This window comes from Gemmatimonadaceae bacterium (assembly GCA_035533015.1).
GTDB lineage: Bacteria > Gemmatimonadota > Gemmatimonadetes > Gemmatimonadales > Gemmatimonadaceae > JAGWRI01.
Genome location: DATLUQ010000028.1, coordinates 57,121 through 81,037 on the forward strand (window position 1 = coordinate 57,121; position 23,917 = coordinate 81,037).

At 68.3% G+C, this 23,917-nt stretch carries 17 protein-coding genes; 10 read left to right on the forward strand and 7 right to left on the reverse strand.

What is annotated here, in order from left to right; translation table 11 throughout:
* Genes VNF92_05625 through VNF92_05635 form a run of 3 tightly spaced genes read right to left on the reverse strand, consistent with a single transcriptional unit; the run spans position 1 to position 3,717 of the window.
* Positions 1 to 1,098 (reverse strand): Stp1/IreP family PP2C-type Ser/Thr phosphatase, encoded by a 1,098-nt coding sequence (locus tag VNF92_05625; protein HVA57348.1) that lies wholly within the window; start codon positions 1,096 to 1,098, stop codon positions 1 to 3.
* A gap of 58 nt (positions 1,099 to 1,156) precedes the next feature.
* Entirely contained in the window at positions 1,157 to 2,812 is a 1,656-nt protein-coding gene (locus VNF92_05630) for a serine/threonine-protein kinase (protein ID HVA57349.1), read from the reverse strand.
* On the reverse strand, positions 2,809 to 3,717 hold the full coding sequence (locus VNF92_05635) for an FHA domain-containing protein (protein ID HVA57350.1): 909 nt from the start codon (positions 3,715 to 3,717) through the stop codon (positions 2,809 to 2,811). Before VNF92_05635 ends, VNF92_05630 begins: the two co-directional genes overlap by 4 nt.
* 250 nt (positions 3,718 to 3,967) lie before the next feature.
* Between VNF92_05635 and VNF92_05640 the strand changes: the two genes are divergently transcribed.
* The 9 genes from VNF92_05640 to VNF92_05680 all read left to right on the forward strand — a co-directional run bounded on the left by VNF92_05640 (position 3,968) and on the right by VNF92_05680 (position 19,167).
* Positions 3,968 to 5,599: an N-acetylmuramoyl-L-alanine amidase gene (locus tag VNF92_05640; protein HVA57351.1), complete on the forward strand. Its 1,632-nt coding sequence runs from the start codon at positions 3,968 to 3,970 to the stop codon at positions 5,597 to 5,599.
* Positions 5,596 to 8,511, forward strand: a complete 2,916-nt coding sequence (locus tag VNF92_05645; GenBank protein ID HVA57352.1) for a hypothetical protein — start codon at positions 5,596 to 5,598, stop codon at positions 8,509 to 8,511. Before VNF92_05640 ends, VNF92_05645 begins: the two co-directional genes overlap by 4 nt.
* A 2-nt stretch (positions 8,512 to 8,513) precedes the next feature.
* Complete coding sequence (locus tag VNF92_05650; protein HVA57353.1) at positions 8,514 to 9,020, forward strand: gamma carbonic anhydrase family protein; 507 nt, start codon at positions 8,514 to 8,516, stop codon at positions 9,018 to 9,020.
* A 452-nt stretch (positions 9,021 to 9,472) separates the two neighbouring features.
* Positions 9,473 to 11,992 carry a vitamin B12-dependent ribonucleotide reductase gene (locus VNF92_05655; protein ID HVA57354.1) on the forward strand — a complete coding sequence of 840 codons (2,520 nt, stop codon included), beginning with the start codon at positions 9,473 to 9,475 and terminating at the stop codon, positions 11,990 to 11,992.
* 130 nt (positions 11,993 to 12,122) lie between these two features.
* On the forward strand, positions 12,123 to 13,124 hold the full coding sequence (locus VNF92_05660) for an aldo/keto reductase (protein HVA57355.1): 1,002 nt from the start codon (positions 12,123 to 12,125) through the stop codon (positions 13,122 to 13,124).
* Between the two features lie 106 nt (positions 13,125 to 13,230).
* Complete coding sequence (locus VNF92_05665; GenBank protein ID HVA57356.1) at positions 13,231 to 14,934, forward strand: hypothetical protein; 1,704 nt, start codon at positions 13,231 to 13,233, stop codon at positions 14,932 to 14,934.
* A 70-nt stretch (positions 14,935 to 15,004) separates the two neighbouring features.
* The gene (locus VNF92_05670) at positions 15,005 to 15,460 is read left to right on the forward strand and encodes a PH domain-containing protein (GenBank protein ID HVA57357.1); all 456 of its coding nucleotides are present in this window, start codon (positions 15,005 to 15,007) and stop codon (positions 15,458 to 15,460) included.
* Positions 15,461 to 15,473: 13 nt separating this feature from the next.
* Positions 15,474 to 15,977 carry a DUF2127 domain-containing protein gene (locus tag VNF92_05675; GenBank protein HVA57358.1) on the forward strand — a complete coding sequence of 168 codons (504 nt, stop codon included), beginning with the start codon at positions 15,474 to 15,476 and terminating at the stop codon, positions 15,975 to 15,977.
* A gap of 106 nt (positions 15,978 to 16,083) precedes the next feature.
* Positions 16,084 to 19,167 (forward strand): ATP-binding protein, encoded by a 3,084-nt coding sequence (locus tag VNF92_05680; GenBank protein HVA57359.1) that lies wholly within the window; start codon positions 16,084 to 16,086, stop codon positions 19,165 to 19,167.
* A 65-nt stretch (positions 19,168 to 19,232) separates the two neighbouring features.
* Here the strand turns inward: VNF92_05680 and VNF92_05685 are convergent, their stop codons facing one another.
* On the reverse strand, positions 19,233 to 19,805 hold the full coding sequence (locus VNF92_05685; protein HVA57360.1) for a DNA starvation/stationary phase protection protein: 573 nt from the start codon (positions 19,803 to 19,805) through the stop codon (positions 19,233 to 19,235).
* Between the two features lie 207 nt (positions 19,806 to 20,012).
* On the opposite strand from VNF92_05685, the gene VNF92_05690 reads away from it, so the two are divergent.
* Positions 20,013 to 20,600, forward strand: a complete 588-nt coding sequence (locus VNF92_05690; protein ID HVA57361.1) for a TIGR00730 family Rossman fold protein — start codon at positions 20,013 to 20,015, stop codon at positions 20,598 to 20,600.
* Between the two features lie 4 nt (positions 20,601 to 20,604).
* Here the strand turns inward: VNF92_05690 and VNF92_05695 are convergent, their stop codons facing one another.
* The 3 genes from VNF92_05695 to VNF92_05705 form a co-directional block, all read right to left on the reverse strand.
* Entirely contained in the window at positions 20,605 to 21,084 is a 480-nt protein-coding gene (locus VNF92_05695) for a DinB family protein (protein ID HVA57362.1), read from the reverse strand.
* Positions 21,085 to 21,382: 298 nt separating this feature from the next.
* Positions 21,383 to 23,185, reverse strand: a complete 1,803-nt coding sequence (locus VNF92_05700; protein ID HVA57363.1) for a serine/threonine-protein kinase — start codon at positions 23,183 to 23,185, stop codon at positions 21,383 to 21,385.
* A 92-nt stretch (positions 23,186 to 23,277) separates the two neighbouring features.
* Positions 23,278 to 23,766: a hypothetical protein gene (locus VNF92_05705; GenBank protein HVA57364.1), complete on the reverse strand. Its 489-nt coding sequence runs from the start codon at positions 23,764 to 23,766 to the stop codon at positions 23,278 to 23,280.
* Positions 23,767 to 23,917 lie beyond the last annotated feature (151 nt).

A 23,917-nucleotide genomic window follows, 5' to 3' on the forward strand; every position in this document is an offset into this window, starting at 1 on the left:
TCAGTTCCGGGCCTTGCCCAGCCACCACGCGGCGGCGGCGACCACGGCGATCACCAGCGCGCCCAGGAGCAGGCGCTGCATCATCCGGCCGCGGGCGCGCCGCTCCTCGGTTACCAGCGGTTGCTCCTCCGCCGCGCGTACCGGCACCGTCTCGCGGGTCACGGCATGCACGGGCGTGGTCGCGTGCCCGCTCTGATCGTCGAGCAGGCGGTCCACGCCCCGGGACGGTGTGTTCCCGGAGTCCGCGAGCGGGTAGACACGATGGCGCACTTCGTCGCTGTGGGCCGGGGCGCTCAACCCCTCGCCGTCGAAGCGCACCGCGATCACGGTGATGTTGTCGGGGCCGCCCGCGCTGTTGGCGAGGTCGATGAGCTGCTTGCACGCCGCCACGAGGTCCGGCTGGTCGCGGATCACCTCGGCAATCTGGTCGCGCGAAACCTGGCCCGACAGGCCGTCGCTGCAGAGCACGAGTACGTCGTCGCGGCGGAGCTTCTGGTGCGTGAGGTCGATCTTGACCGTGGCTTCGGGGCCCAGCGCCTGAAGGATGATATTGCGGCGCTCGCTGCGTTCGGCCTCCTCCTCGGTGAGCTCGCCCGCCTCGACCAGTTTCTGCATGAGCGACTGGTCTTTGGTGATCTGGCGGGCCACGCCATCGCGCACGAGGTAGGCGCGGCTGTCGCCGACCTGGGCGAGGTAGAGGGTGTCGCCCAGGAGGCCGGCGATCGTCGCCGTGGTGCCCATGCCACGGTATTCGGGGTGGTGGGCGGCGAACGCGTTGATCTCGGCATTGGCCACCACGGCGGCGCGCCTGAGCGCGGCGGCGAACGCGTCGGCCGTTGGGTCGGCGTGGGCCAGCCAGTCGCGGCGCAACTCGCGCAGCACGATGGCGGTGGCCATCTCGCTGGCGATCTCGCCGGCGGCAGCGCCGCCCATGCCGTCGGCCACCATGAACAGGGACCCGCGTTCCCCGGCCTCGTGGGTGCGGACCGTGGGCAGGAGCGACGCGTCGTCCGTCGTGAGGTCGGCCACGACGAACGCGTCCTCGTTGTGCTCGCGCGTGCGTCCCACGTCGGTCTTGGCGAAGACGTGAACGATCACGGGTCCGCGGGCAGCGCCGCCGGAGGATGGCATGGACTGAGGATTCACGAGGTTGCGGCTAGTTGCAGGAGATGTGCAACATGATGGATCTTACGGTGCTGTCCTGCGACGCCGTCGACGCCTTGTCCTTGATGCCCCGGAGAATCGCACACCCACTGTCGTTGAGGCCGACGGACCCCAGAGCTGCTGCGCGAATGATGGCGGCCGACACGTTCTGCACGGGCGTGGCGAGCCTTCCGGAGAGCGTGTCCAACGCCTGGAGGACGCGTTGGGCTGCGGGTTTGTCAAAGTTGCTGTCGGTGACCAGGGAGTCGAGCCGCGTGAGCTCGGCGTCCACGTCCGCCGCTGAAGCGGCGGGTGGTCCCGCCTGATTCGCCCCCGGCTTCAACGCCGGCGGCCCGATCGGCTTGTTGGCGGCGCGTCCCGCCGCGTCACGTTCGGCGTTCGCGTTCTGCGGCGAAGCCCCGTTGCCATGCTCGGTGGAATCTGCCGCCGCCCCGCTCGCTTGGCGGGGGGCCGGTGCCGCGTTCGCCGGCTTGCGCATCTGCAGCATCACCGTCATGACCCCGCCGAGCGCCACCACCGTGGCGATGGCGGCGATGAGCGGCGTCTTGCTCTTGCCGGCTGGTGTGGCCGCGGGGGCCGGCCTGGCCGGCGCGATACTGGCCGCCGCTGTGACGCGCGTGGCCGGCACGGCCGCCGTACGGGTCGTGGCCGCTCCGATCACCTGCGTACTCGCCTCGGCGGCCAGGCTCAGCGGCATGGCGCTCACCGCCCGATAGAGGTCACGCCCGAACTCCGGCGCCGTCTGGTACCGTCGGTTGGCGTCGCGTTCCAGCGCCTTGTCCAGCACCGCCTGCACGTCGGCGGGCCACGCCACGTCGGGCTTCATCTCCGGCAGTCGACTGGGCCTGTCGGTGAGGCGCACGAGCATTGCCTGCTGCGCCGATTCACCACGAAAGGGCAACGCGCCGGTGAGCATGTGAAAGGCCACCAGGCCCAGCGAATAGATGTCGCTCCGCCCGTCGAGCGGGTCGCCCGCCAGCTGCTCGGGGCTCATGTACTCGGGGGTGCCGATCACGAAGCCCGTCCTCGTGACCTTCTGCGCGTCGTTGCCGGCGGCCTTGGCGATGCCGAAGTCCACGACCTTCACCAGGTCCGACCCGTCGGGCGTCTTGGCGACCAGGATGTTGTCGGGCTTGAGATCGCGGTGCACGATGCCCATGTCGTGGGCGGCGGCCAGCGCGTCGGCGGCCTGGCGCACGATGGCGGCGGCGCGGAGCGGGGGCAGCGCCCCGTGCCGCGCGATGAGCGTGGTGAGCGACGGGCCGTCCACGAACTCCATCGCCAGGTAGATCAGGCCGTCGCTGGTTTCACCAAAGTCGTATACCGCGGCCACGTGGGGATGGCTGATGCGGCTGGCGTTCGACGCTTCGCGGTTGAACCGGGTGATCGCGTCGGCGTCGTGCCCCAAGCCGGGATTCATCACCTTCACGGCGCTCTTGCGCCCCATCCTGACGTGCTCGGCCAGGTAGACCCGGCCCATGCCGCCCTCGCCGAGCTTTCGCAGGACGCGGTAGCGGTCGGCGATGACCGACCCGACGAGATCATGGTCGCCTCCCGGCGTGCGCAGCGTGGCGCCGTCCTTGGGGCAGAACCGCTGGTCGAGCTCGTACTCGGCTCCGCACTGGGGGCAGGTCTTCAGATGGCTCACACGCTCTCCACCCGCAGGACCTGATCACCCAGCAGCAGCCGCTGTCCCTTCTTGAGTGCCTGCTCGCCGCGCACGGCGAGCGCGACGCCGTTGCGGCTGCCGGCGTCGTGGACGGAGAAATCGGAGTTGGCCGATCGGATCTCGGCGTGGCGCCCGCTCATCGTCTGATCGTACGGAAAGGTCCAGTCTCCCGTTTCGCGGCCGATGAGAATGCTGCGTCCCGGGGAGAGGTGGAAGGTGTCGCGTACGCTGCCGTCGGCGCGGAGTTGTTCCAGCACTGCCACGTCCACCGACGGCACGAGCGAACCCATGCGACGCGTGGAGTCGGCCTCGGGGGCGTGGGGACCCGGATATCCCAGCCGCCGGAAGCGCAGCACCTGCGATCCCACGAGCACACGGTCGCCGTCGATCAGCCTGACGCCACCCTCGATGAAAGCCCAGCTCGCGTTGCGCGAGCCGAGGTCGCGCACCCAGAGCACGCCCTCGCGCAGGTCGAACCGCGCGTGCAGCGGCGACATGTACACGTCGTCGGAGAACTTGATGTCGGCTTCGCTCCGACCCACCACGGCCTCGCCCCGGTCGAGGTTGAACGTCCTCGCCACGTCGCCGGCGTCGTTGAGAAGCGCGAGCCGTGGGCCCACCTCGCGCCGGCCGCCGCCCAGCCCCAGAGTGCCCGGTGCCAGCGGTTGGTCCCCCACCGACACGCGCTTGCCCACCCGCGATCCGCATCGAGCGCAGAACATGTCCGCTCCCTGCTGGAACGGCGCCCCGCAGTTGGCGCAACTGCCTTCCGCCGGGGCCACCGACATGCGGTTGCCGCAGTGCGGGCAGAACGGCAGCGAGGCTTCGACGGTCTTGGCGCACCGGGAGCAGGTGGCGCTGGAGGCGGGTTGAGAATCGGCCATGGGCGTATCAGGGACGCCTGAAGTATGGAAGGGGAACGATCAGCAGCACGGGCGGCGACCTGTGGTCGTGGATTGCCCGGCGGATCGGGCAGGTACGCCGGTGCCACGCGAGCGTTGGACGGCGCGGGAAACCGCCATGAAGCGCGAATATAGGACGCATGGAATAGAGGGTCAATGAACCGCCGATAGCGCGCAAGTGCCGGATCCGCCGTCGCTTCCCTCCTCCGCACTGGAGTCATAGGTTCATGCGATGCCGCGATCTGCCGCACGCTCCGCGCTGGCCGCTGCCGCCTTGGTCGCGGCGTGCGTTCCATCCACCGTCCCCGTTTCGCCACCGACGCCCGCCGCTGCCGACTCGGGCCGTGGCGCCGGCGCCCCGTCCACGCGGCCGGTGGCGCGCCGCGCGCCCGGGCCCGGCGGTGGGCCCCCGGCTTCCCTCCCGCCGATTCCCTTCGTGGCGGGCGCGCTCAGCCTCCACGTGGTCTATCCCGCGATCGGCCAGCTGATCACGTCGCGCGACTCCACCTACGTGCTGGGCTCGGTGGGAAACGGCGATGCCAAGCTCACCGTGGACGGGGAGCCCGTGCGTGTGTATCCCAACGGGGCATTCATGGGATTCGTGGCCAATCCGCCTGCGGGGGCGCCGCAATACGATCTCACTGCGGTGCTCGGCGCCGACACCGTGCGCGCCACGCATCAGGTACGGGTGCGTAGTCCCGAGACGGAGCGCTGGCCATCCGAGCCGCCCGCGTTCGATTCCACCGCCGAGTGGGTGCGCCTGGACGATCCGACCTCCCTGCTGCCGGACACCGACCAGACGATCGTGGCGCGTCCCACGCCGGGCGAGACGTACCACTGGTTCTTGTTGCCCGGCACGGTGGTGTGGCGCAGCGGCCGCGTGGGCGGGTACACGCGGATCCAGCTGGACAGTGGGCTTGCCGTGTGGGTTCCCGATTCGCTCACGCACGCGGTTGACGCCACTGCTGCGCCGCATCGCGTGGCCCAGGACGCCGAAGTGGTTTCGGCGCCCGGATGGGCCGACTTCGTGCTTCCCGTGGGGCAGCGGCCACCGTACGTCGTGGAGGAGCGCAACCATGCGATCGACCTCACGCTCTACGGCACGCGCGGCAACACCGACATCATCAAGTATCCGACGGACGATTCGCTGATTCGCCGCGTCGACTGGGCGCAGGTGCGCGGCGATCGCGTGCGCTACACGCTGCATCTGAGCCGCCGGCCGTTCGGCTACCTCGTACTCTGGCGCGACGGGCGGTTCGTGCTCCGCGTGCGCCGGCCGCCGGTGGTGAACGCGGCGCATCCGCTCCGCGGCCAGGTGATCGCGGTGGACGCGGGGCATCCGCCAGGCGGCGCCACCGGGCCCACGGGTCTCCCGGAATCCGACGCCACGCTGGCGGTGGCCCGGCGGCTCCAGACGTTGCTCGAGGCCGAGGGCGCGACGGTGGTGATGACGCGCGACACGCCCGACGCCGTCGCGCTCGACGACCGTCCCGTGATCGCCCGGCGTGCCGATGCCGACGCGTTCGTGTCCATCCACCTCAACGCTTTTCCCGACGGTGTGAACCCGTTCACGGCCACCGAGGGGAGTGCGACGTACTACTACTACGGGGAGGCCGAGCCGCTGGCCCGCGCGGTGCAACAGGGTGTCGTGCGCCACCTCGGGCTTCCCGACCAGGGCATCGTGTTCCGCAGCCTGGCCGTGGCGCGACAGACGTGGGTGCCGTCGATTCTCTGTGAGGGTGCGTTCGTCATCATTCCCCAGCAGGAGGCTGCGCTCCGCACGCCGGCATTCCAGGACGCGTATGCGCGGGGCCTGGCCGCCGGGCTGGTGGCCTACTTCCGCGGCCTGGGAGCGTCGTCGTGATGCGGCGTCTGTTGCTGGCCCTGGCGCTCCTCGGCGGGCGGTCCGTCGCGGTGCAGGCGCAGGTCGTGCCCAACGCCGATTGGCACACCATCACCACCACGCACTTTCGCGTGCACTTCACGCCGGCGCTCGAGTCGTTGGCCCGCCGCGCCGCCGCCTCTGCCGAGACCGCGTACGTGCAGCTGTCGGCCGAACTGCACCCACCGCGCGGCATGATCGATCTCATCGTCGCCGACAACATCGATGCCACCAACGGCTACGCCACGCCCTTTCCCACCAACCGCATCGTCATCTATGCCAACCCGCCGGTGAACGAGACCGCGCTGCGGTTCACCGACGATCCCGACGCGATGGTGGTGACGCACGAACTCACGCACATCTTCCAGCTCGACCGAACGCGTGGCATCTGGACGCTGGCCCAGCACGTGTTCGGGCGCGCGCCGTACCTGTTCCCCGAGGAGTACATCCCGGCCTGGCTCCGCGAGGGGTTGGCCGTCTATTACGAGTCGAAGCTCACTGGCGCCGGCCGCGTCCTCGGATCCGACCACCCGATGATCGCCCGCGCCTTCGCCAGCGAGCACCGGTTTCCGTCCATCGATCGCATCAGCTTGGGCGACGTCCGGTTTCCGTACGGGAACACGCCCTACGTATTCGGTTCGCTTTTCATGGACTATCTGGCGCGGACGCGCGGCGATCACATCCGGACGTTCGTCGAGTCCGAGGCCGACCAGCTCGTGCCGCTCTGGATCGACCGGCCGGCCAAGCAGGCGTTCGGCATCTCGTTCAGCCACGCCTGGCGGCAGTGGAGCGACTCGATGACCGCGGCGGCGCCCGATCCGTCGCTGCCGGCACCCGGCTGGCGCTACCTGACCGCGGCCGGCGGGTTCGCGAGCTTTCCGCGTTGGGCCGACGACACCGCCATCGTCTATTCGGGTACGACGGGGCGCGACAGTTGGGGGGCGTACAGCGTGACGCTCGACGGCACCGTGGATCGCATCGACCGGCGGAACAGCGACTCGCCCACGCTGCTCGCGCCCGGCAACGAGCAGCTGTACACGCAACTCGAATACGTGGATCCGTATACCGTGCGTTCTGACCTGTTCGAGCGGCGTGGGGGCGAGACGCTGCGGCTCACCCGGGGCGAGCGGATCAGCGTGCCCGACCGGCGCGCGGACGGGCGCATCGTGGCGGTGCAGACGTTGCCCGGCGCCACCCGCCTGGTCACCCTCCAGTGGGACGGCACCGGTCTGCGGCCGCTCACGGTGGGGAGCCCCGACGAGCAATGGACCGAGCCCCGCTGGTCGCCCGACGGCACGCACATCGCGGCCGCGCTGTGGCTGCGCGGGGGCACGTCGGAGATCGTCGTGATCGACACCAGCGGCCGGATCGTGCAGCGCATCTCGCCGGCCCACGCCATCCAGGCTGCCCCCAGCTGGTCGCCCGATGGTACGCGCATCTACTTCACGTCCGACCGTACCGGCGTCACCAACGTGTACGCTGCGCCCTTCGCGCCGGGGAGCACGGGCGGCCTCGAGGTGGTCACATCTGCCACCACCGGCATCTTCTATCCCAGCATCTCGCCCGACGGGCGGTGGCTCACCGGCTCGGTGGTGTTGGGCGACGGCTACCACGTGGGCATCGCGCCGGTAGACCGGCTGGCGCCTGCGCCCGCGCCGCCGCTGGCGCCGAACGTCACGCCCGAGCCCGCGCCGCCGGTGGACAGCGTCACGACACCGGCCGCCCCGTACTCGCCCTGGCAGAGCCTCTGGCCGCGCTATTGGATGCCGGTGGAGGAAGCGTCGATCGATGGCGGTGCGCGCCTGGGCGCGTACACCAGCGGCAGCGACGTCGTCGGGCGGCACAGTTACGCTGCCCAACTGTTCGTGCCCACCGACAACTCGGGCCTGACCGGATACGTGGACTACACGTACGCCGGGCTGGGGATGCCGCTGCTCACGGTCAGCGCGTCACAGGATTGGCAGATGCTGGGCGCCATCCGCGACGACCACCGCAACACCATCGGCACGCTGCGCGAGCGCACGCGTTATCTCACCGCCGGTCCCACCTGGGTGCGCCCGCGCTACCGCACCTACGGCGCGCTGTCGCTGCTCGCTTCGTTCGAGGCGCAGGACTACGCGTCCAGCCCCGCGCCGCTCGTCGCGCGCATCGATTCGTCCTATCGCTACACGAGCTACTATCCCACGCTCATCGCGAGCGGCGTGTGGAGCAACGTGCAGTCGCCCATCACCGCCGTGTCGCCGGAAGACGGTGTGACGGCGGGGTTCACGGCGCGCGAGCGGTTCCAGAGCGGCAGTGCGGCGCGGCAGACGCTGAGCGTCGTGGCCAACGGCACGGCGTACAAGTCGTTCGACTTTCCGGGATTCTCGCATCACGCGCTGGCCTTCTACGGCGCCGTGGGATTTCTCGACAACAAGGCCACCGACTACCTCGACCTGGGCGGGGTGAGCGGATCGACGATCGTGCTCGCACCGGGGATGGTGTTGGGTGAGGGGCGCCTCACGTTTCCGGTGCGCGGCTTCGCGCCCGGCACGCTCTTCGGCACCCGCGCGTACGCGGCGTCGGCCGAGTATCGGCTGCCGCTGGCGCTCATCGACGCCGGCCACGGCCTGCTTCCCTTCTTCCTCGACCGCACCTCGCTCTCGGGGTTCTACGACCAGGGCAGCGCGTGGTGCGCGTCCGTGCTCCCCCAGGGTGCCGTCTGCCGCGATCCCGCGCTCACCCAGCTCCACACCCTGTCGAGCGCGGGCGCGGAACTGAACGTCACGGCGGCCGTGCTCGACTGGGACACGCCCTATCGCTTCCGGGCCGGCCTGGCATTCCCGACGCGGGGCCGCGCGCTGGTCGGCGCGCCCCAGGTGGTCAGCTACTTCTCCCTCGGCCTCTCCTTCTGACCATGCCCACTCCCCCGCGCATCGATTCCACCGCGTTCGTCCACCCCCGCGCGTTCCTGTGTGGCGACGTGACGCTCGGGCCGCGGGTTTCCGTGTGGCCCTTTGCCGCCATTCGCGGCGACACCGCCCCCGTGGTGATCGGCGCCGACAGCAACGTGCAGGACGGCACGGTGATCCACGTGGATTTTGGTGTACCGTGCGTCATCGGAGCACGGGTCGGCATCGGCCACCGTGCCATCGTGCACGGCGCCACGGTCGCGGACGACTGCCTCATCGGTATGGGGGCCGTGTTGCTCAATGGCGTGCGCGTGGGTACGGGTTCGATCGTCGGGGCGGGGGCGGTGTGTCCCGAGGGCATGGAGATCCCGCCGAATTCGCTCGTGCTGGGGGTGCCCGGGCGGGTCGTGCGGGCCACCACCGACGTCGAGCGCGCCCGGATCCGGGGGACAGTGGAGAGCTATCTGGCGCTGCAGGAAGAGCACCGGCGCGGGTTCTACCCGTCGTTGTGATGTGGGTCCTGCTGGGCGAGTGGGATTCGGGTCCTGGGGGCGCTATTTCGACCTGTGTGAGCGAGCAAACGACGCCAGCATGTTTGTGATGCCTGCCTGGCCACTTCGGCCCTTCCTCGGTGCGGGTTTCCGAAACAGAAGATTTATCCAACTCGTTGTGCAGTAGGCATTTGGCAGATACAAGAGCGGTTTTATCCGACGATCGTGCGCCGTGTTCTATTGTTCTCATTGTGTCACGATTTGTTATCAACGTTCGAGACAGAGCACGCGCACGTTCGTGATGTTGATATCGTAACTGACTGTAACCAAACGAGTTGGGAAGGGACTGGCGTGGTTTCACGATCCCCGGTACGTTGCGCGCCCACCCCATATGGAACGGGGTTTCGGCAGTTTCCCGCCGGGGTCCCGCCCGTCCGTTGACTTGGCATACGTAATTAGGGAGTCTTTTCAAAATGTCCGTCTCCAAAATTCCGCCAGCTGGCAAGGCGTCGCTCACCGCAAACGCCCGGACCGTGCTGGCCAAGCGCTACCTCATCAAGAACGAGAAGGGTCAGTCGGTCGAGCAGCCGGAAGACCTGTTCTGGCGTGTGGCCACCGTGGTGGCGGAGGCGGACCGGCGGTACGGATCGACTGACGAGCAGGTGCAGGCGCAGGCCGAGGCGTTCTATGCGCTGATGACGCAGCGCCGGTTCGAACCCAATTCGCCCACGCTGATGAACGCCGGCCGTCCGCTGGGCCAGCTCTCGGCGTGTTTCGTGCTGCCCGTGGAGGATGCCCTGTCCAACCACAAGGACGGCATCTACGACACGCTGGCCAGCATGGCGCTCATCCACCAGTCGGGGGGCGGCACGGGCTTCTCGTTCTCGCGGCTGCGGCCCAAGGGGTCGATGGTGCGGAGCACCACCGGCGTGGCGTCGGGCCCCGTGTCATTCATGAAGTTGTATGACGCCAGCACCGATGCGGTGAAGCAGGGCGGGACGCGGCGCGGGGCCAACATGGGCATCCTGCGCGTGGACCACCCCGATGTGCTCGAGTTCATCACCTGCAAGGAAGATCTGACGCAGGTGACCAATTTCAACATCTCGGTGGGCGTCACGGCCAAGTTCATGGAGGCGTTGAAGAACCGGACGTCGTACGACCTCGTGGATCCGTCGAGCGGCAAGGTGGTGGGCGCGCTCGACGCGAACATGGTCTGGGACAAGATGATCCTGGGCGCGTGGCGTACTGGGGAACCCGGCTGCTTCTTCATCGACGAGGCCAACAGGTTCAACCCGGTTCCGCATCTCGGCGCCTACGAAGCCACCAACCCGTGCGGCGAGCAGCCGCTGCTGGCGTACGACGTGTGCAACCTGGGGTCGGTGAACGTCGGCTATTACGTGAACGACGGGGTGATGGACTGGGACGCATTCCGTGCGGACATCCATCTGAGCACGCACTTCCTGGACAACATCATCGACGTCAACAAGTACCCGCTGCCGGAGATCGACGCGCTGTCCAAGCGCATCCGGCGCATCGGGCTGGGCGTGATGGGCTTTGCCGACATGCTGGTGCGCATGGGCATCGCCTACGACAGCCCCGAGGGCGTCGAGATGGGGCGGCGCGTGATGGAGTTCCTGGACGTCGAGGGCAAGAACGAGAGCCGGCGGTTGGCCGAGCAGCGCGGGCCGTTCACCGAGTGGGGGCGGTCCATCTGGGGTCCCGACGAGACGTGCGCGCGCGACGCGGCAGGGGAGCGCATCCGTCCCATGCAGCTCTTGCGCAACTGCAACGTCACGACGGTGGCGCCCACGGGGACGATCTCGATCATCGCGGGCTGTTCGTCGGGGCTGGAGCCGCTGTTTGCCGTTGCGTTCATGCGCAACCAGGCGGGTGTGATGATGCCCGACGTGAACGAGGATTTCGTGCGCATCGCGAAGGCCGGGGGGTGGTACAGTGACGCGTTGATGGAGCGGATCGCGGCGCAGGGCCACATCAGGTTCGACGAGGTGCCCGAGCGGTGGCAGAAGGTGTTCGTGACCGCCAATCAGATCACGCCCGAGATGCACATCCGCATGCAGGCGGCCTTCCAGGCGCACTGCGATTCCGCGATTTCCAAGACCACCAATTTCGCGCACACGGCGACGGTGGAGGACGTGCGCGAGATCTACGAGTTGGCGTACGCGATGCACTGCAAGGGAGTGACGGTGTACCGCGACGGGTCGCGGGACAACCAGGTGCTCTCGACCGGTGCAACGGAGAAGGCGGCGGCGGAACGGGACGGCAAGGCGGTGGAGGCGCCGACGCGGGAGGAGCAGGCCGATCTGCACGGGACGATCGCCGAACTCCAGGCGGCGAACGAGGCGCTGCGGAAGCGCGTGTTCGACGTGGAGGCGGAGAATCTGCAGCGGCGGGCCAAGCGATCGCGTCCCGACCGGCTGCGTGGCACGACCATCCGCAAGGAGACGCCGCTCGGCGTGATGTTCGTGAGCATCAACGAAGACGAGAAGGGGCAGCCGTTCGAAGTGTTCATCAACCTGGGCAAGGCGGGCGGGAGTGCCATGGCCGACGCCGAGGCGATGGGGCGGCTGATCAGTCTGGCCTTGCGGTCGGGCATTCCGCTCACGGAGATCCACCGGCAGATGCGCGGCATCTCGTCGGACCGGATGGTGGGACTGGGCCCGAACAAGGTGATGAGCGTGCCGGACGCGATCGGGCTGGCCCTCGAAGAGTGGATGCGCGAGAAGCAGGGCGTGCAGCAGGAGCTGATCAGCGATCGTGCGGTGCCGCCGGTGGCCGATGCGGGGGACAACGTGGTGCGGGCCATGGGCCGGCCGAGCCTGTCGGGGTCGTCGGGCGCGCAGGGCGAGTTCGAGATGACGTCATTCGACGGTGGGCAGGCGTTCATGGGAACGTGTCCCGACTGCGGATCACAGCTCGAGTACGCCGAAGGGTGCGTGAAATGCCACGTGTGCGGGTTCAGCGAGTGTGGATGACCGAGTGGGGGGCGGGGTAGGGAGGAGCGCCTGCGGATCACGCGACAACAACGGCAACGGCGCCCGCGGGACGGGGCGCCGTTGGTGTCTCGGGTGAAGGCACGCGGCAATCCTGTCGTGCGAGGGTATCATGGAATTCCGAAGACTTGGCAACACGGGTCTCACCGTTTCTCGTATCTGCCTTGGGTGCATGAGCTACGGCGACCCCGCCGCGGCATTGCCCGGTGAACCTTCACGCTGGGCCTGGGTGCTGAAGGAGGACGAGGCGCGGCCGTTCTTCAAGCGCGCGCTCGAACTCGGCATCAACTTCTTCGATACGGCGAACGTGTACTCGCTAGGGGCGAGCGAGGAGATCACGGGCCGCGCGCTGCGCGCGTTCGCGCGGCGGGAAGACTTCGTGCTCGCCACGAAGGTCTGGGGACGGATGCGTCCCGGCCCGAACGGCCAGGGTCTCTCGCGCAAGGCGATCCTCCAGGAGATCGACGCGAGCCTGAAACGGCTCGGCACCGACTACGTGGACCTCTACCAGATCCACCGCTGGGACGACGCGACGCCGATCGAGGAGACGATGGAGGCGCTGCACGATGTGGTGCGCATGGGCAAGGCGCGGTACATCGGCGCGTCGTCCATGCACGCGTGGCAGTTCGCCAGCGCGCAGCACGCGGCGGACCGCCACGGTTGGACGCGCTTCGTGTCCATGCAGAATCACTACAACCTTCTGTATCGCGAGGAGGAGCGGGAGATGTCGCCGCTCTGTCGCGATCAGGGTGTGGGCATGATTCCCTGGAGTCCGCTCGCGCGCGGCCGGCTGGCGCGCGGACCGGATACGGGGACCACCAAGCGATCGGCGTCGGATCAGTTCGCCAAGACGCTGTATGCGGCGATGGCCCACGCGGACGGACAGGTGATGGAGGCGCTGGATCGGGTGGCGGCGCAGCGCAAGCTGCCCCACGCCCAGGTTGCCCTCGCCTGGCTACTCCACCGTGACGCCGTGACGGCCCCCATCGTTGGGGCGACGAAGATGGAGCACCTCGAGACCTCGGTCGGGGCGTTGGACGTGCGACTGTCCAACGAAGAGATGCAGGCGCTGGAGGCGCCGTACGTCGCGCACCCCGTTGCGGGCTTCGGCTGAGCGCCGCCGCAGCACGGACGGTTGAGGTCTTCGGCCTGTCGACCGCGGTGTACCGGAATCCGACAGGCGGCAGTATTGTTGTTCGTACCCTTCAGACCAGGCCCTCATGAAGCGCGTCGTCGGTCTCGCCATTGCGTTCGCCGCCTCCGCCCTGGCCCATACGGCCGGAGCGCAGAGGTTCGAGGTGTCCTTTCCCGCCGCTGTCCACGCCCAGCCGATCACCGGACGCGTCTTCCTCGTCATCACGCGCGACTCCGCGCCGCCCCCTCGGCTCCGTGCCGGATCATTCACCGAGAGCACCCCATTCTTCGGGGTTGATGTGAGCGCTCTGGCGCCCGGCCAGCCGGCCGCGATCGACCCGGCGACGCCCGGCTATCCGATTGCGTCGCTGCGGGACATTCCGGCGGGCGATTACTGGGTGCAGGCGGTGATGAACGTGTACACGGAGTTCCATCGCGCCGACGGCCACACGATCTGGGCGCACATGGACCAGTGGGAGGGCCAGAACTTCGCGAGGTCCCCCGGCAACCTCGTGAGTGTGCCGCAACGCGTGCACATCGATGCGAGCGCCGGCTACGACATTCCGATCTCGCTCACCCAGACGCTTCCCCCGATCGCGCTGCCGGCCGACACGAAGTGGGTGAAGCACGTCAAGATCGAGAGCGCGCTGCTCACGAAGTTCTGGGGCCATCCGATATACCTCGGTGCGACGGTACTGCTGCCGGCGGGATATGACGAGCACCCTGGCGTCCACTACCCCGTGGTATACGAACAGGGACATTTCAGCCTGAGCGCACCGCTCGGCTTCAGCCCCGACAGTTTTCCGCTGCCTCCCAGCTATCGCGCGTTGATCGCATCGTACAACATCGAACCACCCTGGGTATTCGCGCGACACTGGATGGGGCCTGGCGAGCCGCGGATGATCGCCGTGACGTTCCAGCATCCGACGCCGTATTTCGACGACTCGTACGCCGTCAACTCCGCCAACAACGGCCCCTATGGCGACGCGATCATGACGGAGCTCATTCCGTACATCGAGTCGCACTTTCGCATCATCGCCAAACCGTACGCGCGGGTCCTCACCGGTGGCTCCACCGGCGGCTGGGAGTCGATCGCGCTCCAGATCCATCACGCGGCGTTCTTCGGTGGCACCTGGACCCTGTACCCCGACCCGGTGGATTTCCACCATTACGGCACCGTCGACGCCTACACCGACACGAACGCCTTCGTCGTGTCGCGCCACGGGATCGCTCCGTTCGATCCGACGAGCGAGTGGTTTCATCCGGAGCGCTTCATCATGCGCGACAACGACGGGCAACCGTGGCTCAGCATTCGCGACTTCAGCCGGCTGGAAGACGTGCTCGGGAGCCACGGCCGGTCGGGCGAACAGCTCGAAGCGTGGGAGTCCGTCTACGCCCCCGTGGGCGCCGACGGGTATCCCGAGCCGCTGTGGGACAAGAAGACCGGGCACATCAACAGGTCCGTCATCACGTACATGCGCGATCACGGCTACGATCTCGAAGCGTATCTGGCCAAGCACTGGGCGACCGTGGGGCCGAACCTCGTGGACAAGATCCACGTGGACGTGGGCGACATGGACAACTTCTATCTCAACCTCGCCGTGATGGATCTGCAGGCGTTCATGGACTCGACCCGTGCGCCGCACGTGGCGGGTACGTTCCGGTATGGGCGGCCGGAGAAGGGCCACGGGTGGCAGCACGCGACGAACTCCGAGTTGCTGCGCGAGATGGCAGCGGCGATCACGAAACACGCTCCCGCCGGAGCGAACACCAGCGCGTGGAAGTACTAGGACATCGTCGCGAGGCAGCTATCGATCCCGCAACCCGGCCCGCGCCAAGCCGCCCACCGGAACCAGCACCGTGAGCTATGTTGACGAGAATCTCCTGGCCGGCGAGCGGGTCTCGTTCCGGACCACACTCCACTGGAACATCTATGTTGTTCCGGTGCTGCTCTCGCTGGTCGTCTTCGCGCCGCTCACCTGGCTGGCGTTCGAGTCGCAGCGCCCGGTGGTGGCCGCTGCGCCCGTCGCCGCGATCGTCATCGCGCTGCTGAGCGCGTTCCTGCGCCGGCGGTCGTCGGAGTTCGCGGTCACGAACAAGCGCGTGATCATGAAGCTCGGTGTGTTCCAGACGCGGTCGGTGGAACTGCTGCTGCCGAAAGTCGAAGGCGTCGGGGTGAACCAGGGGCTGATGGGCAAGATGCTCGGCTATGGGGAGATCGTGGTCACCGGCAGTGGCGGGACCCGTGAGCAGTTTTCGGACATCGACAAACCGCTCGAGTTTCGGCGCGCGCTGCAGACGGCGACCAGCGCCTGATGCGCGGTGGGCCGTGAGTTCGCCACAGCTCCACCGCGACCGTGTGCTCGAGCTGATCGCGGCGTTCAAACTGGTGAAGGCGCTGCTGCTGCTCATCGTGGTGGCCGGAGCATTGGAGTACGTGCGACCAGCGATCACGTTACGGGCCCGCGAATGGGTGGGCGCCATCTCGTTCACCGGCGAGCCGCGATTCGTGCGCGACCTGCTCGCGTGGCTGAGCGGCACGAGCGCCGCGCGCATCCGCGAGCTCGGTCTGGTGGCCTTGGGATACGCCGTTCTCTATACCCTCGAGGGCGTGGGCCTCTGGCTCGAACGACGGTGGGCGGAGTACCTGACGGTTATCGCTACGGCATCGTTCATTCCGTTCGAGGCAATCGCGCTCGCCGGCGGCCTCACGGGCCCCAAACTCTTCACATTCACGGTGAACGTGCTGGTGTGCGCGTATCTCGTGTGGCTGCTCCGGGGCACGAACGGGGCGGCGAAGCGCTTGGCCGGCGGCGATTCGACCACCGGGTAGCGCTGGTCATCCGGTAGGTCCATACTTGGGTGAAGGTTTGCCGGCGCGCCGCGCAGGCCGGAGCGCCAACGAGCGGGCTGATACGTCGGTCCTGTGAGGTACCACGATGGTCAACGCCCCCCGGATTGGCTGGCGTAAGTGGGCGCTAGCGTTCGGATCGGCCACCATCGTGCTGATGGCCGCCGGGTACTGGGTGTACCGAGTGGAGGCGGATGAAATCCACCGGGCCCAGTTCAGCGCCGTGGCGGCGGTGGGGCAGCTCAAGAGCGACCAGATCGAGCAATGGCGGCGGGAACGCAGCGTGGATGCCGCGGTGGCGGCGCGGGATCCAGCCTTCGCGATTGCGCTCCCCGCACTCTCGAACCCCGCCTTGCCGGCACTTCGCGCGCGCGCCCGCGCGCGTCTGAAGAGCGTGGCCGTGGCGTCCGACTACACGGACGGGTTGCTGACCTCGATGGATGGACGGGTTCTGCTCGCGGCGCACGACAGCACACCGCCACTCGACTCGGCCACCCGGGCGGCGATCATGCAAGCGGCGCAGACGTCGGGCGGAGTCCTGTCCGACCTGTTTCTCGGGCGTGACGACTCGGTGTTCATCGACGCGGTGAGTGTGGTCCGCGACGGAATGGGCCGGCCGCTCGGCGCCATCGCCCTTCGCGCCAACGCACGCACCTATCTGTATCCGCTCATCGACGCCTGGCCCAACCCCAGCCGCAGCGCGGAGACGGTGCTGATCGAACGTCGCGGCAACGATGTACTGTCGCTCAGCGATCTGCGATATGAGGCCAACTCGGCGTTGCGGTGGCGGCGCTCGCTCACGCTGGTGGAATTTCCGGCGGTGCAGGCGGTGCTCGGGAGGCGCGGTCCGGTGGAAGGGGTGGACTATCGCGGCGTGGACGTGCTGGCGGATCTGCGCGCGATCCCGGGCTCTCCCTGGTTGATGGTGGCCAAGGTGGACGCCGACGAACTCCTCGCCGAAGCGCGGTACCGGGCGTGGGTGATCAGTCTCATGGTTGCCTCGCTGATCCTGGCGGCGGCGGCGGTGACGGCGTACGGCTACCGGCGCCGGCAGGCCGGGGTGTTCAGGGGCCTGTACGAGTCGACGCGCGAGGCACAGGCGGCGCTGGTGCAGAGCCTGGAACGCTTCCAGTTGGCCAACCGTGCGACGTTCGACGTCATCTGGGACTACGACCCACAGGCGAACACGCTCTGGCACAACGACAATTTCCGGGAACGCTTCGGCTACCCGTCGCAGGACGCCGAAATCGGGCTGGAGTCATGGAGCAGCAGGGTGCACGAGGATGATCGGGCGCGCGCACGCGCCGGACTCGACGCCGCCGTCGCATCCACGGCCACGTTCTGGTCCGACTCCTATCGGTTCCGCCGACGCGACGGCACGTACGCGATGGTCGAAGACCGCGGCAATATCGTGCGTGACGCCGAGGGGCGCGCCGTGCGGGTAATCGGCGCCATGCAGGACGTCACGCAGATGCGACGGGCCGAACAGGGGATACGGCGGCTCAACCGCGTGTACGCCGTGCTCAGCGAGATCAACCAGGCGATCGTACGGATCCGGGATCAGCCGGCGCTGTTCGAGCGGGCCTGCGCGATCGCCGTGGAGCGGGGCCAACTCCGCATGGCGTGGGTGGGTCTGCGCGATGGACACTCCCCGGAGTTGCGCGTCGCGGCGTCGGCCGGCCTGAGCGCCGGGTATCTGGAAACAGTCAAGATCGACATCGGCGATCCCACCCGCGGGAGCGGCCCGACGGGAGTCGCCGTGCGCGAAGGCCGGCACGACGTCTGCAATGACATCGAACACGATCCCCGCATGGCCCCCTGGCGCGACCGGGCGCTGCGCCTGGGGTTCCGGTCGTCCGCTGCGTTTCCATTGATCGTCGATCGGGTCGTCCGCGGCGCGTTCACCCTGTACGCCGCCGAGCCGGACTTCTTCGACCGCGACGAACTGGCATTGCTCGACGATCTCGCGATGAGCATCAGCTTCGCCATGGAACTCGCCGAGCAGGAGTCCAACCGGCGGCAGCTGGAGGCGCAGTTCCTGCAAGCCCAGAAAATGGAGACGGTGGGCAGGTTGGCCGGCGGCATCGCGCACGACTTCAACAACCTGCTCACGGTGATCAACGGCACGGCTGGTATGCTGCTGGAATACGACGCGGTGGACGCGGGCCTGCGCCGGGATCTGATGGCGATCAAAGACGCCGGTGACCGGGCGGCGGCGCTCACCCGTCAACTGCTGGCGTTCAGCCGCCAACAACTGCTGACGCCCGACGTCATCGACCTCAACGCCCTGGTCGGCCGAATGCAGCCCATGCTACGGCGGCTGATCAGCGAGAACATCGACCTCGTCGTCACGCCGGGTGCGGCACTCGGCAGCGTCCGGGCCGATCCGGGTCAGATCGAACAGGTCGTGTTGAATCTCGTCGTGAACGCGAGCGATGCGATGCCCGCGGGCGGCACGCTGACGATCGAGACGGAGAACGCCGATCTGGACTCAACGTACGCCGAGTCCCATCCGTCGGTGCCGCCGGGTGCGTACGTGGTGCTCTCGATCGCCGATACCGGTACCGGGATGGATGAGGCGATCCGGCAGAAGATCTTTGAACCGTTCTTCACGACCAAAGAAGCCGGAAAGGGTACCGGCCTTGGGCTCGCGACGGTGTACGGCATCATCAAGCAGAGTGAGGGCAGCGTCTGGGTGGACAGCCAGCCGGGGCGCGGGTCGGTGTTCAAGATCTATCTGCCTCGGGTCGCGGAAGGGGCGCCGTCGCGCACGCCGGCCGAGGCACTGGCCATGCCGCGGGGAACGGAGACGATTCTCCTGGTTGAAGACGACGAGGCGGTGCGACGCCTCGCCGCGAGGATCCTGACGGCGGCCGGATACACGGTGCTCCCGGCGGCGGACGGCGCGGAAGCGCTCGAGATTCTGGGCCGGCAGGAGACGCCGATCCAACTGCTGCTGAGCGATGTGGTGCTTCCGGGGATCAGCGGACGCGAACTCGCCGCCCGGGTCGCGGAGCGTTACCCAGAAATCGGCGTCCTGCTGACCTCCGGCTACACCGACGACGCGATGCTGCGGATGGCCGTGACCGACAGCACCGCCCACTTCCTGGGCAAGCCCTACACGGCGGTCGAACTGACGCGTCGCGTGCGCGAGGTGCTCGACGCGCCCTGATGGTCGTGTTGACGGCCGGCCGCGGGGTCGCCGGGCGCACTCGCGCTCCTTCCTCCGGCGCCGGACTACCCGTGCGCGCTCGTCACGTGCTCGGCCAGGAACCACACCTGTAGCTCGTTGGTGCGGATCACGCCGCTCACGACGAGATCGTTGGTTCCGTCGTCGCCCGCTTTGGCGGCGTCACGCGCCGTGGCCCGTGCTGCTTCGAGCACGACCTCGTGTGCGTGGAGCAACCGCTGGATCTGCGCTTCGGCGGTCTCACGCCCGCGCGGCGGCCGGGGAACGAGCGTCGTCTCGGCCACGTCCTGCGCCATCGCGATACTGAGTCCGCCGAGCATCATGATGCGCTCGGCCAGGGAATCGACCAGTTCCGATTGCTCGCCCCAGTGCTTGTCGAACAGCAGATGCAATTGGTAAAACGTGGGGCCGGACACCTGCCAGTGATGCTTCTTGTACAGGTCGCGCAGGGCCATGGTATCAGCGAGCACCTGGTTCAGGTTCTCCACCGACTGCTTGCACGCCGATTCGGACAGCGCGATGGGCAGCTTGCGCTCGTGGCCGAACTCCTGGGTGACCTGGTGGTCAGTGCGCGGTTCCGCTTTGCCGCGGGCCGGCGCCGGTCTGGTTGTCGTCGTCATAGTTCATTCCTCCATATTTGAAGATGAACGGGTTTTCCCGGCGACGACAAGTGGGTTGGGCCCGTACGCGGGCGCGGTGACTCCCCGACGACCGCTGCCCCCGTATGAGCGGATTGCGGGAGCCGCGCCCCATCGTCCATGATGTAGCACGGCCTGCAGCGCCGCCGCCAACCCTGATCGCTGGACATGCAACCCCCCGATTCATCCGTGAAGATCCGCACGCTCTGTGTCTTCTGCGCGTCGAGCCCCGGCGCCAATCCACGCTACGTGGCGGCGACCCGCGAGTTCGGCGCGCTGATGGCGAGGTCCGGCCGCCGCATCGTGTACGGCGGCGGCAACACCGGGCTGATGGGCGCGCTGGCAGACGCGGCGCTCGCGGCCGGTGGTGAGGTGGTGGGGCTCATGCCCCGGCACCTCGTGGACCGCGAGGTGGCGCACCGGGGCCTCACGAGGCTGGACGTCGTGGCGTCGATGCACGAACGGAAAGCGCGGCTGGCCGACATGGCCGACGGGTTCGTGGCGCTGCCGGGCGGTCTCGGCACCCTCGAAGAGTTCACCGAGATCTGGACGTGGGGCCAACTTGGGCTCCACGCCAAGCCATACGGACTACTCAACGTCGCCGGGTACTACGATCCGCTGCTGGCGTTCCTCGATCATGCGGTGTCGGAGCGCTTCGTGCGCCCCGAACACCGCGCGATGGTACGGGTGGCCGACGATCCGGCGATGCTGGTCACCGCGATGGAGTCCGCGCCGGCGCCGGCGCAGCCCAAGTACATCGATCGGTCGGCGACGTAGCGGGCTACTGCCGCTCCCAGAATGGCGGCGGCGCGATGTTCAGCGCGCGCAGATAGACGTAGCCCTGCGCCCGGTGGTGGATCTCGTTATCGATCACGTACATGACGAGATCGCAGGCGCGCCCCTCGTAGTAGCCGAACGCGTTGACCGTCTCCTGAAAGCGCGTGGCCGGGATCTTCGGCCAGCCTTCATTCATCTTGGCGGTGGAAGCGTCCCACAGGCGCAGCACCTCAGCTTTGGGCTTCGGGTCGGCGGAGACTCCTTCCACCCAGTCGCCGGTGAGCACGCCATGAACCGTTGGCGCGGCCATACGCAGCATCTCCACGGCCATGGTGCCGAAGGGCCGCATGCCGCCCACCGCGAAGGTGTTGAACTGTTCGTCGGGAAACGCCTCGATCACGCGGCGGGTGAGACGGCGATGCCCCTGCCAGTGTTCGAGCAGGGCGTGCGGAGTGAGAAAGACTTCGGGTGCGGTCGCGGTCATGGCATGGTTCCTCGCGCGGCGATGGGGTGAAGGCACAAACGGAACTTCGTGAGCTTCGGCCTTTGTTCGGGCACAAGAAGATATGCGACGTATCCGTGGCATGCAAGCGGCGGCGCGGACGACATGCGATGCTGGAGCGGCCGGTCCCTCGCGTGCTCGGTTCCTTCAAAATGGCTCGAGTTCGAGCGCATGATTCGCCCCGTCGGGGCACGGGTTGGGGGCGGTTGCCCCACGACGGACATGCAACAGCTGACGATGGTGCTCACGCCGACGAGTTGAAGGTGCGGCGTGCGCGTGATCACACGGGCGTCGGCTCTGGCATTTCGAGGGCGGCGTCCACTCGTCGCGCGAGATCCCGGGCGCGGTCGATGTCGGCGGTAAGTTCGTCCACCGATGCCCGGCCGGCATGCAGCCGGAGCAGATCGAGGCGCAGGTTCTCGATGGCGGTGACGGCGGTGGCGAGGCGCTCGGCCTTGGAGGGATCGGCGCCGTCCAGCTGGTGGAGCGCGGCGGCGTCGGACTGGAGGCGTGCGAGGAGCGCGGGAACCTCGCCGAGCCGGCGGCGCTGCTCTCCGGGAAGCGCGTGGTACAGATCTTCGGTGGCGCGCGCCAGCAGGACGGCGGTGGGTTCGGCGGACGGGACCATCTGCTGTGTCTTCACCGTACGGCCGACAACGCGGAACAGCCAACGGCCGAACGGTCCGGCCATGAGGCGGTTCCAGAAGGTGCCCGGCTTCCCTGCCCGGAGGTCATGCCACACGCGGCGCGCTGCCATGGCGGGCGTCGTGATGCCGACGACGAATCCGAGGACGTCCAGCCCGTACCCGTTGGCGCTATTGGTCAGATAGAAGCCCGCCGACGTGACTGCCAGCCCGCCGAGCGCCGTGATCCAGGTGCGCGGGCCCACGCCGTGCGCCGGCTCGGCGGTGCTCTCGAGGTCGTGTTCCCGGTCGGCCACGATCGCGGCGGCGCGTACGGCATCGTGTCGGTAGCCGTCGCGGATGAGATTCCGCGTCTCGCTCGCCAGTTGGGCGGCGCGCGTAGCGGCGACGCCGAGAAGCGCCGCGGCGACGACGAACTCGATCGCCGTCGCGATGCCGAGAAAGTCGCCCGCGAACAATTTCATGATTTCGAATGCCACGACGGTCGCGGCGGCCGTCACGCCGAGCGGCGCGATCTCGCCGCCGATGCGCTCGGCAACCTGCACGTACCGCCGGACGGGCAGGGGCACCACCCCGAGCGCGCCGCGCGCCTCGCCGACATTCGCGGCGAAGGCGTCGGCTGATTCGAAGCGATCGTCGGGCGATTTGGCGAGCAAGCGGTCCACGGCGCCGACGAAGCTGGGCGGCAGACGCGGCGCGGCGGTACCGACGGAAGGCGCCGGCTGCTCGGCGTGCATGAGCAGCAGCGCGTGCGGACTCCGCGATTCGAAGGGCAGGCGGCCGGTGGCGGCGAAGTACGCGGTGCCGCCGAGCGAGTAGAGATCACTGCGGCCGTCCACGTCGTCGCCGCGCGCCTGCTCGGGGCTCATGTACTGCGGCGTGCCCACGGGCACTCCGCCACCGGGGTCGAGGGACTGGGCGACGCGGGCGATGCCGAAGTCGGTGACGAGGGCGCGGCCCGTGCCGCGCTCGAGGAGGATGTTGTCGGGCTTGACGTCGCGGTGGACGACGCCGCGCGCGTGCGCGTGACCGAGCGCCCAGGCCACCTCCTGCGTGATGCGCATGACCTCGCCCGGCGCGAGCGGTCCGGCGCGGCGCACGCGGGCGCCGAGCGTCTCGCCGTCCACGTAGGTCATGACGAAGAACACGAGGTCGCCATGTTCCTCGACGGCGTGGATGGGGACGATGTGCGGATGCGACAGCTTGGCGGCGGTGCGCGCCTCGCGCAGGAACAGCGCGCGGAGGTCGTCGCGCTGGGCCAGGTCGGGCGGCAGGAGCTTGACGGCCACGGGACGGTCGAGCGCCACGTCGCGAGCGAGAAAGACGACGCCCATGCCGCCGCGTCCGACTTCACGCTCGATGGAATACCGCCCCTTCACGACCTGCTGGAGGGCGAGGAATTCGGGGGCGGGCGCGAGGGGGAGTGGGGTGGTCGCCATGTGGGATCAGTATGGCATACGCGGGGCGGGCGGCGGAAGATTCCGCCGACCACCGCGGGCTACCGCGCCGATGGCGCGCCACCTCGCGCCGGCTAGAAGGCGGCGGCCCCGCGCGAGAGCATGGTCTGCCAGAGTTCGCGGTTGGCGTCCCACCGCTCGCGTTCCGTCGCGATGGTGATAACGGCGATATTGGTCTTGAGCGTATCGAACAGCGGGGTGAGCTTGGCCACGCTGGCCTTGGACAGCACGCCCTGGTCGTCGATCATCGCGGTCCACAGTTGGATGTTCGCGTCCCAGCGTTCCTTCTCGGGGGCGTTGTGGATGCGGCCCACGTTGTAGCGTATGCGTTCCAGCACGGCCGACATCCTGTCGTGTTCGGTCTTGGCGATGGGGCCGGTGCGGGCCAGTTCGATCTGCCAGAGTTCGATGTTGGCGCTCCAGCGTTCCTTCTCGGCGACGTTCTTGATGAGCGCGACGTTGGCCTTCATCACATCGATCGGTGCCCTGGTAGCCGGCGCCTGCTGGCTGGTGGCGAGCGCAGGCACCATGAGCAGCAACGACCACAAATTCTTGAGCTTCATGAGATCTCCTCGATAAGCGGGACCGGCGGCCAGTGGCGGTCGCACAGTCGGGTGCAATGTGCGGGCTGACCCGGGCGGGCAATGTCGGGGAGGAGGAGCAAGGGACGTAGGGGATTGGCGTACCCTGCAAGAGCGGCGCCCCCGTCCTGGG

Excerpts from the sequence above, each read along its gene's own strand:
- VNF92_05635 (HVA57350.1), bottom strand. The coding sequence starts at position 3,717 with ATGGCCGATTCTCAACCCGCCTCCAGCGCCACCTGCTCCCGGTGCGCC.
- VNF92_05640 (HVA57351.1), top strand. The coding sequence starts at position 3,968 with ATGCCGCGATCTGCCGCACGCTCCGCGCTGGCCGCTGCCGCCTTGGTC.
- VNF92_05650 (HVA57353.1), top strand. The coding sequence starts at position 8,514 with ATGCCCACTCCCCCGCGCATCGATTCCACCGCGTTCGTCCACCCCCGC.
- VNF92_05655 (HVA57354.1), top strand. The coding sequence starts at position 9,473 with ATGTCCGTCTCCAAAATTCCGCCAGCTGGCAAGGCGTCGCTCACCGCA.
- VNF92_05660 (HVA57355.1), top strand. The coding sequence starts at position 12,123 with ATGGAATTCCGAAGACTTGGCAACACGGGTCTCACCGTTTCTCGTATC.
- VNF92_05665 (HVA57356.1), top strand. The coding sequence starts at position 13,231 with ATGAAGCGCGTCGTCGGTCTCGCCATTGCGTTCGCCGCCTCCGCCCTG.
- VNF92_05680 (HVA57359.1), top strand. The coding sequence starts at position 16,084 with ATGGTCAACGCCCCCCGGATTGGCTGGCGTAAGTGGGCGCTAGCGTTC.
- VNF92_05685 (HVA57360.1), bottom strand. The coding sequence starts at position 19,805 with ATGACGACGACAACCAGACCGGCGCCGGCCCGCGGCAAAGCGGAACCG.
- VNF92_05695 (HVA57362.1), bottom strand. The coding sequence starts at position 21,084 with ATGACCGCGACCGCACCCGAAGTCTTTCTCACTCCGCACGCCCTGCTC.
- VNF92_05700 (HVA57363.1), bottom strand. The coding sequence starts at position 23,185 with ATGGCGACCACCCCACTCCCCCTCGCGCCCGCCCCCGAATTCCTCGCC.
- VNF92_05705 (HVA57364.1), bottom strand. The coding sequence starts at position 23,766 with ATGAAGCTCAAGAATTTGTGGTCGTTGCTGCTCATGGTGCCTGCGCTC.